This is a genomic window from uncultured Desulfovibrio sp. (genome assembly GCF_910584445.1).
Classification (GTDB): domain Bacteria; phylum Desulfobacterota; class Desulfovibrionia; order Desulfovibrionales; family Desulfovibrionaceae; genus Desulfovibrio.
The window spans coordinates 1-17138 of the sequence record NZ_CAJUBO010000024.1 but is presented as its reverse complement, the minus strand read 5'-3'; the positions used below and the strand labels follow the sequence as shown (position 1 = coordinate 17138).

At 69.5% G+C, this 17138-nt stretch carries 15 protein-coding genes; 6 read left to right on the top strand and 9 right to left on the bottom strand.

What is annotated here, in order from left to right:
- Nucleotides 1-40: 40 nt before the first annotated feature.
- The 5 genes from mutM to ffh form a co-directional block, all read right to left on the bottom strand.
- Nucleotides 41-907, bottom strand: coding sequence for a bifunctional DNA-formamidopyrimidine glycosylase/DNA-(apurinic or apyrimidinic site) lyase (gene mutM, locus QZ294_RS10070; protein ID WP_297049826.1), 867 nt, complete (start codon nt 905-907; stop codon nt 41-43).
- Nucleotides 900-1508: a ribosome maturation factor RimM gene (gene rimM, locus QZ294_RS10065; RefSeq protein ID WP_297049823.1), complete on the bottom strand. Its 609-nt coding sequence runs from the start codon at nt 1506-1508 to the stop codon at nt 900-902. The genes mutM and rimM overlap by 8 nt, the downstream gene beginning before the upstream one ends.
- 8 nt (nt 1509-1516) lie before the next feature.
- Nucleotides 1517-1750 (bottom strand): KH domain-containing protein, encoded by a 234-nt coding sequence (locus QZ294_RS10060; protein ID WP_297049965.1) that lies wholly within the window; start codon nt 1748-1750, stop codon nt 1517-1519.
- A gap of 99 nt (nt 1751-1849) precedes the next feature.
- Nucleotides 1850-2089 carry a 30S ribosomal protein S16 gene (gene rpsP / locus QZ294_RS10055; RefSeq protein WP_297049820.1) on the bottom strand — a complete coding sequence of 80 codons (240 nt, stop codon included), beginning with the start codon at nt 2087-2089 and terminating at the stop codon, nt 1850-1852.
- An 80-nt stretch (nt 2090-2169) separates the two neighbouring features.
- Nucleotides 2170-3690: a signal recognition particle protein gene (gene ffh, locus QZ294_RS10050; protein WP_297049817.1), complete on the bottom strand. Its 1521-nt coding sequence runs from the start codon at nt 3688-3690 to the stop codon at nt 2170-2172.
- A gap of 285 nt (nt 3691-3975) precedes the next feature.
- Here ffh and QZ294_RS10045 point away from each other — a divergent pair, with 285 nt between their 5' ends.
- Nucleotides 3976-5460, top strand: coding sequence for a M14 family metallopeptidase (locus QZ294_RS10045; protein ID WP_297049815.1), 1485 nt, complete (start codon nt 3976-3978; stop codon nt 5458-5460).
- 128 nt (nt 5461-5588) lie between these two features.
- On the opposite strand, the gene QZ294_RS10040 is transcribed toward QZ294_RS10045, so the two are convergent.
- Nucleotides 5589-5945 carry a DsrE family protein gene (locus QZ294_RS10040; RefSeq protein ID WP_297049813.1) on the bottom strand — a complete coding sequence of 119 codons (357 nt, stop codon included), beginning with the start codon at nt 5943-5945 and terminating at the stop codon, nt 5589-5591.
- A 203-nt stretch (nt 5946-6148) separates the two neighbouring features.
- Here QZ294_RS10040 and QZ294_RS10035 point away from each other — a divergent pair, with 203 nt between their 5' ends.
- Genes QZ294_RS10035 through QZ294_RS10025 form a run of 3 tightly spaced genes read left to right on the top strand, consistent with a single transcriptional unit; the run spans nt 6149 to nt 12503 of the window.
- Nucleotides 6149-8125, top strand: a complete 1977-nt coding sequence (locus QZ294_RS10035) for an autotransporter assembly complex family protein (protein ID WP_297049810.1) — start codon at nt 6149-6151, stop codon at nt 8123-8125.
- A complete protein-coding gene (locus QZ294_RS10030) occupies nt 8125-12042 on the top strand; it encodes a translocation/assembly module TamB domain-containing protein (RefSeq protein WP_297049807.1) in 3918 nt (1305 codons plus the stop codon). Before QZ294_RS10035 ends, QZ294_RS10030 begins: the two co-directional genes overlap by 1 nt.
- A complete protein-coding gene (locus tag QZ294_RS10025) occupies nt 12024-12503 on the top strand; it encodes a GNAT family N-acetyltransferase (protein WP_297049804.1) in 480 nt (159 codons plus the stop codon). Before QZ294_RS10030 ends, QZ294_RS10025 begins: the two co-directional genes overlap by 19 nt.
- A gap of 335 nt (nt 12504-12838) precedes the next feature.
- Here the strand turns inward: QZ294_RS10025 and QZ294_RS10020 are convergent, their stop codons facing one another.
- The 3 genes from QZ294_RS10020 to QZ294_RS10010 form a co-directional block, all read right to left on the bottom strand.
- On the bottom strand, nt 12839-13651 hold the full coding sequence (locus QZ294_RS10020; RefSeq protein ID WP_297049793.1) for a 4Fe-4S binding protein: 813 nt from the start codon (nt 13649-13651) through the stop codon (nt 12839-12841).
- Entirely contained in the window at nt 13648-14334 is a 687-nt protein-coding gene (locus QZ294_RS10015; protein WP_297049790.1) for a sugar O-acetyltransferase, read from the bottom strand. The genes QZ294_RS10020 and QZ294_RS10015 overlap by 4 nt, the downstream gene beginning before the upstream one ends.
- Nucleotides 14335-14428: 94 nt before the next feature.
- On the bottom strand, nt 14429-15838 hold the full coding sequence (locus tag QZ294_RS10010) for a sodium:proton antiporter (RefSeq protein WP_297049955.1): 1410 nt from the start codon (nt 15836-15838) through the stop codon (nt 14429-14431).
- Between the two features lie 198 nt (nt 15839-16036).
- Between QZ294_RS10010 and QZ294_RS10005 the strand changes: the two genes are divergently transcribed.
- Together QZ294_RS10005 and QZ294_RS10000 are read left to right on the top strand one after the other, a co-directional pair.
- Nucleotides 16037-16690, top strand: a complete 654-nt coding sequence (locus QZ294_RS10005) for an RNA methyltransferase (RefSeq protein WP_297049787.1) — start codon at nt 16037-16039, stop codon at nt 16688-16690.
- 33 nt (nt 16691-16723) lie between these two features.
- The coding region (locus QZ294_RS10000; protein WP_297049782.1) for a hypothetical protein at nt 16724-17138 on the top strand (415 nt) is incomplete at its 3' end.

Here is a 17138-nt window from a genome sequence, read left to right as displayed (position 1 = left end):
GCGCCTCCCGAAGCGATGCATCCCGCAGCCGCCCCGGCTTTCAGCGCTGGCAGGCGGGGCAGAAGACCGTGGCGCGCCCGGCCACGCGGCACCTGGCGAGCGGACGCCCGCACCCCGCGCACGGCTGGCCGCCGCGGCCGTACACGGCGAAACTGTTCTGGAAGGCGCCCGCATTACCGTCCGCATCGCGGTAATCGCGGATGGAACTGCCGCACTGGGCGATGGAGAGCAAAAGCACCGCCCTGAGGGCTGCCAGAAGGGCGCGGCGTTCCGCCGGTCCCAGGTCCGCCACGGGGCGGCGCGGGTCGATCCCGGCCCGGTGCAGGGCCTCGTCCGCATAGATATTGCCGATGCCCGCCACCACCCGCTGATCCAGCAGCGCCGCCTTGATGGCCCGGCGCCCCCGGAGCCGCCGGTCAAATCCGGCCGCGTCGAGTTCCAGCGGTTCCGGCCCAAGCTCACGCCAGAAGCGCCAGCGGTCAAGCAGGGCCGGCGTGGCTGCCAGAACCGTGCCGAAGGCGCGGGTGTCGTCAAAAAACAGCCGTCGTTCCGCGCCGTCCGGCGCCCGGAGGTCGAGGATCCAGCGGGTATGGGCGCCGGGCGCGCTTCCGGCCGGCCGCGGCAGGAGACGCCCGGTCATACGCAGGTGGACGGCGAGCAGGCTGGGCCGTGTGGCCGCCACCGCCGCGCCTTCCGGTGAGGAGCGGGACCCGGGCGCAAGCTCGAGCAGGACAAGCTTGCCCCGCCGCCGCGCGCCCGTGATGCGGAGGCCCGGCAGCGTTGTCAGCGGCAGGCTCAGGGGATGGACGGCCGACGCCCGCAGCACCTCCGTGCCGGTGATGCGGCAGCCCGTCACATGCGGCGCGAGCGTCCGCACCACGGTCTCCACTTCGGGGAGTTCAGGCAAGGTAGATATCCAGCAGGCCGGGGGGCGGATCGATGCAGACCCGGCGGGCGTTGAGGTCGAACGAACGGATAAATTCGGGCCGGGCCGGGAACAGCATTTCGCGACCGCCGTCCGTGAGGATGGCCCAGACCTCCCGGCCCGCGGGCATCTCCACATGGTCAAGACGGCCGATGCGGCTGCCGTCCGGGAGCACGATGTCCGCGCCGAGCAGGTCCGCGAGATAGGCTTCGCCCTCGGGCGGCTCCGGCAGGTCGGCGCGCGGCACGCACAGGCCGGACCCGCGCAGGGCCTCGGCCTCGTCACGCGTGGCGACGCCCTCCAGCAGCAGCAGGGGACGCCCCTTGTGGACGCGAACGGCGAGCGGCGTCACGACGCGGGGGTCCGCGCCGCGCCGGCAGAGCCAGAGGCGGGGGAAATCGCCGGGGGGCGCGTCCGCATGCCAGTCCACGGCAAGCTCGCCCCGGATGCCATGGGGACGGACCACGGTCCCCAGAAGGACAAAGCCCTCCGGCACGGGAACGACGGCCGGAGCGCCTGCTCCTCCCGCCCCCCGGGCGGCACTGTGCCCGCGCGGGGGGTGCGGCGTGGCGTGCCCGGCCATGGGGCGGCCTACTCCAGGATCTCCAGGACCGTGCGCTTGCCCGCGCGGATGGATGCGGCCCCCAGGATGGTACGCATGGCCCGCGCCGTGCGGCCCTGCCTGCCGATGACCTTGCCCAGATCCTCGCCGGAGACCGTGAGTTCCAGCACTGTGGCCTGGTCGCCTTCCACTTCCCGCACCTGGACGGCGTCGGGATCATCCACCAGCGACCGGGCGATATTTTCGATCAGAGCCTTCATCAGGCACCTCCACTGCGGACCCTGCCCGCACAGCGCCATGAAGGCACCGCGCGCAGGCGGAGACGGCGCGATCCTCGGACGCGCGGGGCCGCGCCACGGGCGTCAGGCCAGATGTTTCTTGAGCAGGGAGCGCACCGTATCGGTGGGTTCCGCGCCCCGGCCCAGCCATGTGCGGATCTTTTCCGCATCCAGCCGGACTTGCGCCGGATTGACCATGGGATCGTAGTAGCCCAGAAATTCCAGGGGGCGCCCGTCGCGGCGCGTCTCGTCATTGGCGGCCACCACGCGGTAGAAAGGATGTTTCTTGCTGCCGAGACGGGTCAGTTTCAGTTTCACAGCCATGAGTTCAGCTCCCTTGCTTGTTTTTCAAGTGTAGCGTTGCGCCCGCAAAAGGGCAAGCCGTCGGCGTTCCGCGCCGATGGCTATTTTTTCCTGCGTTTCTGCTGGCGCTCTTTCTTTTTGCGTTTTTTCGCGGCCGCGGACCTGGCGCCGCCATGCCCGGCGGAAGGGCCGCCGCCCGCGCCCGGCATGCCGGGCATGCCAGGAAGACCGGGCATGCCGCCCATACCGGGCAGCCCGCCCATGCCGGGAAAAGCGCCGGGCAGCCCGCGCGGCATGCGGGGCATGCCCTTGCCGCCGCCGCGTCCGCCCATGATGCCCTGCATCATTTTCCGCATCTGCGCGAACTGGCGCACCATCTGGTTGACCTGGGCAACGCTCGTGCCCGAGCCTCTGGCGATGCGCGCCCGCCGGCTGCCGTTGAGGATGTCGGGGTCGCGCCGCTCCGCCGGGGTCATGGAATTGATGATGGCTTCCACGCGGGCAAGCTCGGCCTCCGGCAGGGCGCCGTTGGCCTGCGCCAGCTTGTCGCCAAGGCCGCCGAGTCCGGGGATCATCTTGAGGATGCTTTCCAGCGAGCCAAGCTTCTTGACCCGGCGCATCTGGGTGCGGAAATCCTCCAGGTCGAAGCTCGCCTTCCGCATCTTGCGGGCCAGGGCCTCCGCCTCCCCGGCGTCGAAGGCGTCCTGCGCCTTTTCCACAAGGGTGAGCACATCGCCCATGCCGAGGATGCGCCCGGCAATGCGGTCCGGGTGGAAGACCTCCATTTCGGAGAGCTTTTCGCCCACACCCACGAATTTCACCGGCGCCCCCGTCACCGCGCGGATGGAAAGGGCCGCGCCGCCGCGCGCGTCGCCGTCCATCTTGGTGAGCACCACGCCCGTCAGCCCGAGCCGCTCGTTGAACGCCTCGGCAACGGTCACGGCGTCCTGCCCCGTCATGGCATCGGCCACGAACAGGATCTCCTGCGGCCGCACCGCCGCCTTGATGGCCGAAAGCTCCTCCATGAGGGGCGCGTCCACATGCAGCCGGCCCGCCGTGTCGAGCAGGACCACATCCGCGCCGGCCTCCCGCGCCGCCGCCAGGGCGTTTTCGGCGATATCCACGGGCGCCATGTCCTGCGTGGAGGGATAGACAGGCATGTCCAGTTCGCGCGCCAGCACGTGGAGCTGTTCGATGGCCGCCGGCCGGTAGACGTCGGCCGGCACCAGATAGGGCTGATGCCTGCCCCGGCGCAACAGGTTGGCGATCTTGGCCGCAGAGGTGGTCTTGCCCGACCCCTGAAGGCCCACCAGCATGATCACCGCGGGGCCGCGGCCCTCCAGCGCCAGGGGCGCGGCCTCCCCGCCCAGCAGGGCCACCAGCTCGTCATGGACGATCTTGACCACCTGCTGCGCCGGGCTGACCCCCTTGAGCACGGTCTGGCCCAGGCACTTGGCGCGCACGCTTTCCACAAAGTCCCTGACGACGCGAAAATTGACGTCCGCCTCGAGCAGGGCAAGGCGCACCTCGCGCAGGCCGGCCTGGACGTTCTCCTCGGTGAGCTGACGGCTGCCGAAGGAACGGAAAACGCCGGAAAGTCTGTCGGAAAGGCTCTCGAACATGCGGACTCCGCACTGGCGCAAAAAGCTTCGCCCCCCGCCGGCGGGAGGACCTCCCCCTGCCCAGGGTCCCCGGTTCCGGCCCATGGCGGCGGCATTCGGGCGCCTGCGCGCGGGGCGCCCGGAAGACCAAAGCGACGCCCGGAGGCAGGCGGCGCGGCTTCGGGCGGCGAAAGCGCAGTTTATAGAGGCTTTGCCGCGCGGCGTCAAGCCGCAGCCGGACGCGCTTTTCTCTTGCCGGACACCCGCGAATGGCGTAGGTATCGCTGAATCAGGAATGGTGCAGCAGTGACGCGGACATCGCCCCCCCCACCGGCTCCCGGAAGGCCCCCCGGGCCTCTCGCCCTTGCGCGCGCCGCCCTCCCGGGGCGCGGCCCGGGCGTTCTGGCCTTCCCCGCCCTCCTCTGCGGGCTGCTGCTCCTGCTCTGCGGCCCGGCGCGCCAGGCCGGGGCCGAGAGCTTTCCCCTGGACTTCACCACCATCCGCCTCGGGGCGGCGCCGCGCGCGGTGCTCGTCGTGGGCGGCATCCAGGGGGACGAGCCTGGGGGCTTTTCGGCGGCCACCCTGCTTGCCACCCGCTACGAGATCGCCGAGGGCGCCGTCTGGGTGGTGCCCAATCTCAATTTTCCGAGCATCATCAGGCGGTCGCGCGGGCTTCACGGCGACATGAACCGCAAGTTCGCGCGCCTCGCGGAGAATGATCCGGAATTCGCCACAGTGCGCCGCATCCAGGAGCTGATCCGCCATCCCGACGTGGGGCTTGTCCTCAACCTGCACGACGGCAGCGGCTACTACCGCCCGAAGCATGAGGACAGGCTTCGCAATCCCGGCCGCTGGGGGCAGTCGGTCATCATCGATCAGGAAACGCTCGACGCGGGCACGTTCATGGGCGACCTCGCGCGCGAGGCCGATGCCGTGGCCGGCGAGGCCAACCGGCACCTCATCCGCCCCCTCCACACCCTGCACGTCCACAACACGCGCACCGCGGCGGGCGACAAGGAAATGGAGAAAAGCCTTTCCTACTATGCCGTGCGCCACGGCAAGGCGGCCTTCGGCCTGGAGGCGAGCAAGGAATTTCCCGTGGAGCTGCGCGCCTATTACCACCTGCTCATGATCGAGTCCTTCCTGCGCCGCGCGGGGGTGCGCTTCCTCCGGGATTTTGAGCTGACGCCCGGCGGCGTGGCCCGCGCCCTGCGCGAGAACCTGGGGGTCTCCTTCGCGGAAAACCGTGTCTTCCTGCCTCTGGAGGATGTGCGCCCGGCCATCGGCTATCTGCCGCTGCCGAAAAACAGCCCCGCCCGCGCCATCACCTCCAAGCCCATCATGGCCGTGCTCCCCTGCGAGGGCAGCGCGGACAGGATCTGCATCCACTACGGCAACCGCACCATCACCCTCATCCGGCCGGACTGGCGCGAGGTGGACCCGAGCCTGGACGCCATGGCCGTCCATGTGGACGGCCGGGAGGAAACGGTGGCCTTCGGGAGCATCCTCGACGTGACGGACGCGGCCATCGTGCACCCGCGACCGGGCTATCGCGTCAATGCCATCGGCATGGACAGCGGGCGCGCGGACGAAAGCGGCCTGCCCCTGCGGCGCGGGGATTTTCAGCCGCGCTTCTCCGTGGACCGGCGGGGGACCCTGTTCCGGGTGGAAGTTTACAGCGGCAAGCGCTTTTCCGGCATGTTCCTGCTCCGCTTCGCGGGCGGACGCGCCACAGCGGGCAGGACCTCCCTGCCCGACAGGCCAGGGCCGGAGACCACACTGGGATTCTGAACCCGCGCGCCCGGAAAGCGCGGCGTCGGGATGCTCCGTCTTCCGTCCGCAGCGCGGCGACAGACGGACCCGGGGAACCGGGGAGCCGATGCATCCGCGGGATACATCGGCGGTTCCCTGAAAAGGCCCTACGGCTTGATGTAGGCGAAGCCCTCGCGCTGCAGGCGCACCACCTCCACCAGACCGGCCGGCACCACCTCGCAGCCCGGCCAGAGGCGGTCATGCGCGATGTCGTTCTCGGCAAGGGCATTGGCGCAGATCCTGAACCGCACACCGCGCGCCATGAGCGCCGCGGTCTTTGCCCTGAGTTCGTCAAACGCGGCGCCGTCACCGGCAAAGAGCGGCGCGCCGCCGCCGTTGGCGACCACGACCAGCTGGAACGTCTCGCCGGGCAGGCCGTTGAGATAATTCTCGGCATTGCGGAGCACCAGGCCGAGCATGGCGGGGTCCCTGGCATCCAGATGCAGGCAGACATTATAGTTCATGCGTTTTCCTCGCGGTTTTTTGCCCCGCATGACGGCGGGGGATACGCCCTCAGGCTACCAGACGCGGCCGCCCTTGCCAAGATTGACCGCGCGGCCCGGCGCTTGCGCCCGAAGACCGCTCACGCTAGACTGCGACAGCTATGTGGCGCGCTTCCGGGCTTGTTCCCCTGTACGGAGCGACGTCCCGGCGCGCGCCGGGACGGGTGGCGCTCGTTCTTCTGCTCCTGGCCCTCCTGAGCCAGCTCTGCGGCTGCGGCCTGCTTGCCAGAAATACCGACCCCGGCGCGGAAGGAGCCGACGCCGCTCAGGGCGCCAAAACGGAAACGGCCTGGGACAGCGACCCCGTGCCCTATGCCGTTGCCATCGAGGTCGTGGACGGCCCGGATTCGCTCAAGGGCAAAATGCGCGACGTGAGCCAGCTCGCCAAACTCGTCAGGGAACCGCCGGACAGTCTCCTCGCTCTGGAACGCCGCGCCCGCGCCGATGAGGAAACCGCCGTCAGGCTCCTCCACTCCCAGTGCTATTATGACGGGCGCGCCACCTTCAGCATCGACAGGGCCGCCACGCCGGTGCGGGTGACCCTGCGCCTCGTCCCGGGGCCGCGTTTCGCCGTGGGCCGCGCGGCCGTGCGCTATGAGCCGCCGCCGGTGGTGCCCGACTCCTTCCTCCATCGTACCCGCGTGACGGGCTTCTGGGGGCTGGAACGCGAAGACCTGCCGGCGCCCTCCTTTCCCGATGCCGTCCCCGGCGTGACCGTGGGCAGACCCATCGTGGCCGACGACATGCTCGCGGCGGTGGCGGCCATGCCTGAAGCCCTGCGCCGCACGGGCTATCCGCTGGCGAAGGTCGCGGAGAGCCGGTACACCCTTGACCCGGCGGCGCGCACCCTCAATGCGGACATCGTCATCGATCCCGGTCCGCCGGCCCTCATGGGACGCATCGAGGTGCGCGGCAACAGGGAGGTCAACGCCGCCTACCTGCGGCGCCTCGCCCCCTGGACGCCGGGAAAAGAGCCGTGGGACGACGAAATGCTCAATGACTATGCCAACACCCTGCGCGGCCTCGGCCTGTTCCGCTCGGTGGAGGCGGCCCCCCTGACCGACGACATGGAACTGGAGCGCCGGGTGCTCGGGCCGGACGGCGCGGAAGGCGACGTGGCCGTCGTTCCGGCGGCCATCGAGGTCACGGAAGGACCCGCGCGCTCGGTAAGCGCAAGCGCCCGCTATGACACGGATACCGGCTTCGGCGTGGAAGGCACCTGGGAGCACCGCAATCTTTTTCACAACGGCGAACGGCTCACCCTGGACGCGCCCATCTCGCAGCAGGAGATCGGACTCAAGGCGGCCTTTGAAAAACCGGCCTTCCTGCAACGCGAACAGCGCCTGCTCGCCAATGCCGCCGCCCTGTGGGAAAATACCGACGCCTACCGGCAGCAGTCGCTCAAGGGAGAGATCGGTCTCGACCGGCGTCTGGCGCGCCAGTGGTGGGGCGGCGTCCATCTCGGCGCCGAGGGCGGCTCGCTCAAGGACAACGAGCATGCGGAACACGCCTACGGCGTCATCAGGCCCAGCGCGGGCCTGCGCCACGACAGCCGCAACAACAAGCTCAATCCCGGCAGCGGCATGGAGGCGGAGCTGAAGATCGTCCCCTTCAGCGGCTTTTACGAGGAATTTTTCGGCGCCTTCGCGACCACGCTTTCGGCGGCGGCCTACTACGCCCCCTACGGACGGACGCCTGACGGCGCCATAGACGACCGCCTGGTGCTTGCCGGGCGGGTCGAGGGCGGCGCCATGCTCGGTGCCTCCTCGCTGGAGAGCATCCCGGCGAGCCTGCGCTACTTCACCGGCGGCGCGGGTTCGGTGCGCGGCTACGCCTATCAGGCCATCGGCCCGCGCGACAGGGACGGCGACCCGCTGGGCGGCCGCTCCTACCAGGTTGTCAACCTCGAGGCGCGCTTCAAGGTGACGGAAAATGTCGGGATCGTCCCCTTTCTCGACGGCGGCATGGTCTACAAGGACGAAGTCCCCCGCATCATCGGCGACATGGACTGGGGCACAGGGCTTGGCCTGCGCTATTATACGCCCATCGGGCCTGTCCGACTGGACGTGGCGACGCCCCTGCACCGGATCGACGGCGATCCGCCCGTTCAGGTCTATATCAGCATAGGACAGTCATTCTGATGGCCTGGTTCAAAAAACGCGCGGCGCGGCAGGCCGCAACGGCAACGGAAACGGAGCCGGTCGCCGGGCAGACGCCCCCCGTCCGGCGGCGCCGGCTGCGCCGTCTCGTTGCCGCGCTTTCGCTCGTCCTGCTCACAGTGACGGCGGGGCTGTTCCTGGCGTGCTTCTGGGCCTTCCAGACCGAAGCGGGCCATGCCTGGCTGCTGAAGACGGCCAATGCCGCGCTGGCGGGCAGGGACGGCGGCCTTTCCTTCCGCCTGACACGGCTTGAAGGCTCGGTGCCCTTTGATTGCGTTTTCGGGCTGGAGGCCGCCGACGGGCGCGGCGTCTGGCTGACGGCGCCGGAAAATCATCTGGTATGGGACTGGCGCGCCCTGCCCGGCGCCGTGCGTATCGAAACGGCGGCCATCGTGCGCCCCAGCCTGTCGCGCCTGCCGGATCTTCCGCCCGCGCCCGAACCGGAACCGCCCTCGCCCCCCCTGACGCTGAAGGATGTCCAGACCTTGCTCGGCGAGTTCGCGCGCCTGTTCCGGGACCCGCCGTTCTGGCTGCCGGAGCTGTCTCTGGCCGCAACGGTGGAGGGCGCCCGCTTCCCCGCGGCCCTGCCCGGCGGGGAGACGGCCGTTCCCGCTGCCGCACCCGGGGCTTCCCCTCCCGGAGCGGTCCCCGAGGCTGCCGCCACCGAGCTTCTCGCCGACGCGGACCTCACCGCCACCCTGAACGCCGGCACCGGCGCCCGGCTGGAGGCGCGCGCCCGCCTCGCCGGAGCCGACGGCCGCGAAGCGCGCCTTGCCGCACTGGGCCTGCAACAGGCGGAACTGACCTTCACGGCCACGGCGCAGGCGGAAACGGCCACGCCGGGCCTTGCGGCCACGGCGCAGGCGGAGGCCACGCTGCACGGGCCAAGGCTCACAGTGGCGGATCTGCCCCCCGACCTGCTCGGCGCAAGGCCCACGCTGCGCCTCGCCCTGGAGGCCCGGAACGTGGGCGATGCGGCGGCCGCGCCGGCCCTTTCCCTGCGCGGGCCGGACCTGGCCGCGGGACGCGTCACGCTTCAGGGCGAAGGTTCATGGCAGGGCGGCCAGGGCTGGAGCCGGGGCGAGATCGACGGGCCGCTGGCCCTGCGCCTCGCGGCAACGCTGCTCCCCGGCTCTGCGGGCGCGGCGCCGGACGGCGACCCGCTCTCGCCGCTCAGGGCGCCGGCGCGGCTCCTTCTCACGGCCGGAGGCGCGCTGCCCAGGCCCGATCTCGACCTGCGTCTGGACTGCGCCGAACTCGCCGCGGGCGGCCACACGCTGGAGGGGCTTGTCCTCGCCGTCACGGGCAAAAAGCTGGCCCTGCCGCTGGAGGCCGCGTTTCCGCCCGCCGAAGAGACCGCCATCGATCTTGACCTTGGGGCGAAACTGGACGGCCATGCCCTCACTGCCGCCGGCCGCTTTTTCTACGGCGCGGCGCCGGGCGCGGACGCGGGCCGGCACGGAGACGTGAGCGCCGGCGTGCGCGACCTGCGCCTCACGGCCGCGGGCGTTGCCGGAGAAGGCGCGCTCACCGCCCTGCTGCCCGCGCGCGGCGCGCCCGCGCTGGACGGCGGCCTGCGCCTCTCCGTGAAAGACTGGGCCGCACTTTCGGCTCTCGTGCCCGGCTATGCCCTGAACGGCGACGCCGCCGTGGAACTGGCCCTGAAGGCTCTGTCCCCGGCGCGGGAACTGCCGGACGCGGAGAAGGCGGCATCGCAGGACGGCCGGCTGGCCTGGCGCATCCCGCGCCTGACCGTGACGAAAACGGACGGCGCTGACGTTGCCCGTGTGCGGGGCCTGACGGGCGAGGCGCAGGTGACGGACCTTTTCGGCGCGGCGGCTCTGGCCGCGCGGCTGGATCTGGAAGAAGCGCACGCCGCCGCCCTGCGTCTGGGCGCGCAGCTCAGGGCCGACGGCCCGCTGGCCGGCCCGCTGACCGTGAAGCTGACAGGCTCGGGGGATGTGACCGCGCGCCTCGAGTCCGTCTGGGAACCGGGCCAGGTCCTGTTGCGCGTTCTCGACGCGCACGCGGACCTTCCCGCCACAGCGGCCCGGAACGGCGCCGCCCGGCTCGGCCTGCGGCTGGAGCGCCCGGCGCGCTTCCGCTACGGCGCGGCGGGCATCGGCGTGGACAGTCTGGATGTGGCCCTCACGCCCTCAGGCCGGATCAGCGCCCACGGGGGACTTGCCCCTGACAGGCTCGATCTTGGTCTGCGGATTGCCGGGCTTGAACTCAAGCCCTGGCACACGCTCGTTCCCGCGCTGCCCGAGGGCGCGGTGGAGCTTGCGGCCAGCCTCAGCGGCAGCCCGGCGCGGCCAGCGGGGCGCTACCGCCTGGGCGTTTCCGGCCTGCGCCTGCCCGGAAGTCCGCTGGCGCCGTTGTCCCTTGCCCTCACCGGCGGCATAGAGCCAACGGCCAATGGCGGCGGCGTCCTCACCACGCGGCTGGAACTGCCCCGGGCAAGCCTCAAGGCTCTGGGCGGCGACACGGCGAGCATCGCCGCGCGGCTGCCCCTGCGTTTCGGACCCGACGGCATCCCCACGCCCGACATGCGCGGCCCGCTCTCGGCCCGGGTGCGCTGGGATGGCGCCCTGGGTCCGCTCTGGAGTCTTGTGCCCATGGCCGACCGCCGCCTCAACGGGCGCCTCGCCCTCAATGCCGATGCCGCGGGCACGCTTGAGGCGCCGCGTATCCGTGGCGGCGTGCGCGTGGATCAGGGCCGCTTCGAGGACCTGCTGCTCGGCGTCCTGCTCACGGACATCACCCTGCGCCTCGACCTGGACGAACGCGGCGGCGCGCGCGGCCTCCCCGGCGGCATGCGCCTGACGCTCTCGGCATCGGACGGCCGGGGCGGCAAGGCCGCCATCACCGGTTCCGGCGCGCTCAACGGCGAGGACCTGGACATCAGGGCCAGCATCGACCACCTGCGGCCGCTGCGCCGCCGGGATGTCCACATCGCGCTCTCGGGCAAGGCCGATGTCACGGGCAGCGCCGCCGCGCCCCGGGTGACCGGGGAAATCATCGTCAACCAGGGCGAATTCCTGCTGAACAACATTTCCCTGGGCGGCAGCGTCACCACCCTGCCCATCAGCGCCGCGCCCGGACCCGCAGCCGCCACGGCGGCGCAAGCTCCGGCGCCCGCGCCGGCCGCCGGCCCGCAGGGCAGTCTGGATGTCCGTATCCGCATGCTGCCCCGTTTCAGCGTGGAGGGACGCGGCCTGACAAGCCTGTGGCAGGCCGACCTCCGGGTTTCCGGCACGCCCGCCGCCCCGCTGATTACGGGCAGCGTCAACGCGGTCAAGGGCAATTTCGATTTTCTCGGCAAGAACTTCGCCCTCACGCGGGGGGTCGTCACCTTTGCGGGCGGCTCGCTCAGCGACCCCCTGCTGGACATCGAACTCACCAACGAGACCCCCGACCTCACGGCGCATATCCTCATCACCGGCACGGTGAGCAAGATGAAACTCACCCTCACGAGCGAGCCGAGCCTGCCGCGCGACGACATCCTCTCGCATGTCCTGTTCGGCAGGAGCGTCAATGAGCTTGGCCGTCTGGAGGCGCTCCAGCTGGCCGGGGCCGTGGCCCAGCTCGCCGGCTTCGGGTCCGGGGGCGGCGGCGTGCTTGACTTCACCAAGAAGGCGCTCGGCGTGGACGTGCTGCGACTCGGCACCTCCAATACCGGCGCCGCGGGGCAGCCGGGCGACGAATCCGCCGGCGGCACCACCCTGGAAATGGGCAAATACCTCACAGACAGTATCTATATGGGCGTGCAGCAGGGCATGAAGCCCGACAGCACCGCCTTCATCATCCAGCTGGAGCTGACCCCGCGCACGAGTCTGGAAGTCCGCACCGAACAGCAGAACACCTGGGGTGGCCTGAAGTGGAAATACAACTACTGAGCGGCGCGGAGGATGCCCCGGCGCCGCGCGTGCGCCCTGCCCGCGCGGAGGACTGGCCCGCCCTCGTCGCCCTGTGGCGGCGCAGTTGCGAAGCCACCCATGGCTTTCTCGCGCCCGACGATCTGGAGGCCCTTGAGGAAGAGGTGCGCCGGCTGCTCCCGGCCGTGGAGGAACTGTGGCTGGCCGAAGCCCGCGGGCGGCCCGTGGGCTTTCTCGGCGGCGCGGGCAGCCATGTGGACATGCTCTTCGTGGCGCCGGACTGGTTCCGGCGCGGCGTGGGCACGCTCCTGCTGGCGCACGCGCGCCGCCTGCACGGTCCGCTGACGCTGGAGGTCAATGAGGACAATCCCGCAGGGCTGGCGTTTTACCGCGCGCGGGGCTTTGTGGTGACGGGCCGCAGCCCGGTGGACAGCGAGGGCAGGCCCTGGCCGCTCCTCCATCTGCGGCAGGAGGACCGCTGACGGGGCGGCCCTTTCGTCCCGGGAGCATACGCGCCCCGGAAAAAACCTGACGCTGTCAGACGGCTGCGTTGCTGCCGCGCTCCAAGACGGAGGTAGGGTCTGGACCTATCAATTTAATGTGACTGCTGGCTTGGGATGTGGCAGCTTGTGCAATGCCACAATCATCCGTCAAAAACAGCCCTTTTTGCGCTGGCGGCGTCACTGGGCGATTTTTGTCGGTCATGTACTTAAGTACACTCCCTCCAAAAATCGTCCACTTCCTTGCCAGCGCAAAAAAATCTTATTTTTTCGGATCCTTGCGGCGACAGCGCCCCAACCGTTCCTTCACACAGGCGTCAGGCGTTGCCCGGCGCCTGCTCCGGCAGGAAGAACGCATTTTCCCTGCGCCCGGCGCAAAGCGGCGCCAGCCGCGCGGAAAGCGCCGCGAGAAATCCGGCATCCGCCCGCCGCGCCCGCGCCGGGCAGATGTTGACGCAGCGCATGCAGCAGATGCAATGCCCCGCATCGACCCGCGCGGGTTCGTCGGCGGCGATGGCGCCTGTGGGGCATTGCTCCGCGCAGCGTCCGCAACGGGTACAGGCGTCGTCCACCTGTTGCGGCAGCGCGGACGGGGAGAAGCGCCTGTACGGACGATTGCCGGGAATGTCCAGATTTGCCGGGCTTCCGGGGAAATCCTGCCGCGCCAGGGAGGCCACCGCGCCGGCGAAATCCCCGAGCGCGGCCATATCCGCCGCATCCGGACGGCCGGCCGCATAGCCCGCGATGGTGTGCTCCGCGATGCAGGCCGCGGCGGCAACGGGGCGGAAGCCGCGGGCGACGGCAGCATCCCCGAGTTCAAGGAGCGCATCCTCAAAGGCGCGGTTTCCATAGCTGACGAGCAGCACGGCCGGGCTTCCCGCGGCGCGGGGCAGCCGTTCCAGCGCCGGCGCCGGGACACGCCCGCCATAGACCGGGACCCCCAGGACCGCCAGATCCGACGGCGCCAACGCCGGCGGCTCTTCCCCGGCGGCGGACCATGGCGTCGCGTCCTGCTCCCGTGCTTCCGCCACGCCAAGCCGCTCCGCCAGCGCATGCCCCAGGCCCCGCACCAGGGCGCGGGTGTGAAAAACAGGGCTGAAATACCAAAGCCGAAGCGCAGTTGTCTTCACGGATGCTCCTCCTCCGCGTCCGGGGCGGCCTTCCCGGCGTGACCGGGATTTTCGTCAAACGGCCAGTACGGCTCCAGATGATCCTCCACGTCAAAACGGCGATCCCTGAAATACAGGTCCCGGTCGGACTCGGTGATGGCGCGCAACGGACGGCACGGATTGCCCGCGGCCAGGGTATTGGCCGCGATGTCGCGCGTGACCACGCTCCCGGAGCCGATGACCACGTTCTCGCCCACCGTGACGCCGGGATTGATGACCACATTGCCGCCCAGCCAGACATTGTTGCCGATGGTCACGGGCGCCCCGTATTCATAGCCGGAATTGCGGCTTGCGGGGTGCAGGGGATGCCCGGCCGTGTAAATGGACACATTGGGCGCGCACAGGACGTTGGCGCCGATGCGTACCGGGGCCACATCCAGCACCGTGAGGTGGTAGTTGGCAAAAAAGCGTTCGCCCACTTCGATATTGAAGCCGTAATCGCAATAGAACGGCCCCTCGATACGCAACGCCCGGCCGCACTTGCCCAGGATCGCGCGCAGGAGCGCGTCCCGCTCCTCCTCCGCGTCCGGCGGCAGGCTGTTGAACCGGAACAGCTTGCGGCGGCAGGCCATATAGAGTTCCAGCAGGCCGTCCCGCCCCGGCCTGTAGGGCAGACCGGCCAGCATGCGTTCGCGCTGGTCCATGGGCGTCACCTCCTGAAGCACGACGGGCGGACTCGACGCCCTGCGCCAAGCCCGCCCGAAACTCCGCAAAAAACCACGTTTTCCGCAATCGGTTCTAAATGAAGAAGAGCCAGGTCAGCAGGCCGAAGAGCGGCACCAGAATGCCGCACGACCACATCATGTAGCCGAAGAAGCTCGGCATCCTGACGCCCTGGTTCTCCGCGATGGAACGGACCATGAAGTTGGGCGCGTTGCCGATATAGGTATTGGCGCCCATGAAGACCGCGCCCGCCGAAATGGCGATGAGGGTCGTCGCCATGTCGGTCATCAGGTGCTGGGCATCGCCGCCCGCCGTGTTGAAGAAGACGAGATAGGTGGGCGCATTGTCCAGGAAGCTCGAAAGCGCGCCCGTGAGCCAGAAGTACATGGCATTGACGGGCTGCCCGTCCGGCGTGGAGACCATCTTGATGAGCGAGGAGAGCGCGCCCTCCGTGCCGGCGCGCAGGATGGCGATGGCCGGGATCATGCTCAGGAAGATGCCGAAGAACAGCTTGGCGACCTCCTCGATGGGCGCCCAGGAGAAGCCGTTCAGGTCGCGGCAGCGCCGGCTCGTGAACTTCCAGGAAAGACCCGCGAGGCACAGGAGCGCTATGTCGCGCAGCAGGTTCTGGCCTTCCACCGGCACGCCGTAAACTTCGATCCAGGTGCCGAGATTGACCATGCCGGACGCCAGGACGGCGCCCACGATGCCCAGCAGGAAGAGCAGGTTGACGGAGCCTTCAAGGCCGAGCTTTTCCTCCGCGGCGTCAGGGTCGTGCGGCGGCGTGGGGCGCCCCTCCCTGCTGAAGAGCAGGCTGTCGATGATGAAGAACAGGACAAGCAGGGCGGCGGCGAGGCAAAGCGTCTTGAAGAACAGGTGCGTGGTCGTCCAGAAGAAGCTCACGCCCTTGAGGAAGCCGAGGAAGAGCGGCGGGTCGCCCAGCGGCGTGAGCGAGCCGCCGATATTTGCCACCAGAAAGATAAAGAACACCACGGAATGCACGCGATAGCGCCGGTGCGCGTTGGCCCGCAGCAGGGGACGGATGAGCAGCATGGCCGCGCCGGTGGTGCCCATCCAGCTGGCGAGCACGGTGCCGATGGCGAGCAGGCCCGTATTCACCACCGGCGTGCCCACCAGGGTGCCCTTGAGGCGCACGCCGCCCGCCACGGTGAAGAGCGCGAACAGCAGGACGATGAAGGGGATGTAGTCCAGCAGGATGATGTGCAGGAACTCATAGAGCGCCGTGCCCATGCCATAGACGATGAAGCAGGGGACGAGAAAGGCCAGGCCCCAGAAAACGGCGATCTTGCCGAAGTGATGCTCCCAGAAATGGGGGAGCGCCAGCGGCATGATGGCGATGGAAAGCAACATGCAGGCAAAGGGGATGACCCAGATGGCCGAAAGCTGGGCACCGGGAATGGTGGGATGGCCGGCGGCGGCCAGTGCCGCTTCGGGCGCGAGCAGGGGCAGCGCCCCCGCGAGCATGGCGGACAACAGCAACGGCAATGAGCGGAGGTGTGACATCGTGCGCTCCTGACTGGGGTGTGGCGCTCGCGCGCCGGCATGGTGGTTCCCTTTTCTGTAGGCCAAAATCCCGCCCTTTGCAATGCGCTTGCCCGCAAACTTTTTTTCTGCCACATATGCTCCTGCACGCGCACCACCCGAAACAACGGAGATGACCACATGACCCTGCCGCACGAGCCGCCGGCCCCTCTCGCCGGGGAGGAAAGCCCGGAGGACGCCGCGCCCCCCCGGCCGGTCACGCCCCGGCGCCGGGCGCGCCTTTTTCAGGTGCTTTCCCAGCGCCAGCCGGACCTCACCCTGGTGCTCGCCAATATCCATGACCCGCACAATGTTTCCGCCATCTACCGTTCGTGCGACGCCTTTGGCGTGAGCAGGGTGCATCTGTACTATACCGACACGCCCTTCCCGGCCCTGGGGCGCAAAAGCTCCGCCTCGGCGCGCAAATGGGTCGAGAGCGAGCGCCACCGCGACAAGGAGGCGCTGTTCGCCGCCCTGCGCGACCAGGGGATGCAGGTGCTCGCCACCTCCTGCTCGCCAGAGGCGCGCCCCCTGCGGGAATGGGACTTTCTGCGGCCAACGGCCGTCATCCTCGGCAACGAGCACGAGGGCGTGGACGAAGCGCTCCTGGCCCGCGCGGACGGCAGGCTCTACATCCCCATGCACGGCATGATCCAGAGCCTCAACGTCTCGGTGGCGGCGGCGGTCATCCTGGCCGAAGCCGCGCGCCAGCGCGAGGCCGCCGGCTATTACGCCGCCCCGCGCATGGGCGCGGAGGAACTGGACGCGACGCTGGCCGACTGGCTGCAACGCTGAAGCATCCCCACGCTCCCCGAGGAGAATCCCCCCATGCCGTCTTCAAAAAGCAGCCTGCTCGCGCTCTCTGTAGTGCCGCTGGTTTTCGCGCTCTGCTTCCTTGCGGGAAGCCTGCTCCAGATCCGGGAGTTCGTGCTCAATGACGGCGATTTCAGCTACTTCCTCACACAGCCGTGGCGCGTCTGGAACTTTGGCGACTGGAATGTCCCCTTTGCCGAGGCAGGGGACGGCGCGCCGTTCTACGCGCATCACCTGACGCCGCTCTCCGCGCTGCTCGCGCCCGTCATCGGCCTTTTTCCCTCCCCGTACACGCTGGGCGTCATCCACGCGGCGTGCGCCGACCTGCTGGCGTTTCTCCTGCCCAGGCTGGTGCGCGCCATCTACCAGACAGAAGAGAGAGAGAGAGAGAGAGAGAGAGAGAGAGAGAGAGAGAGAGAGAGAGAGAGAG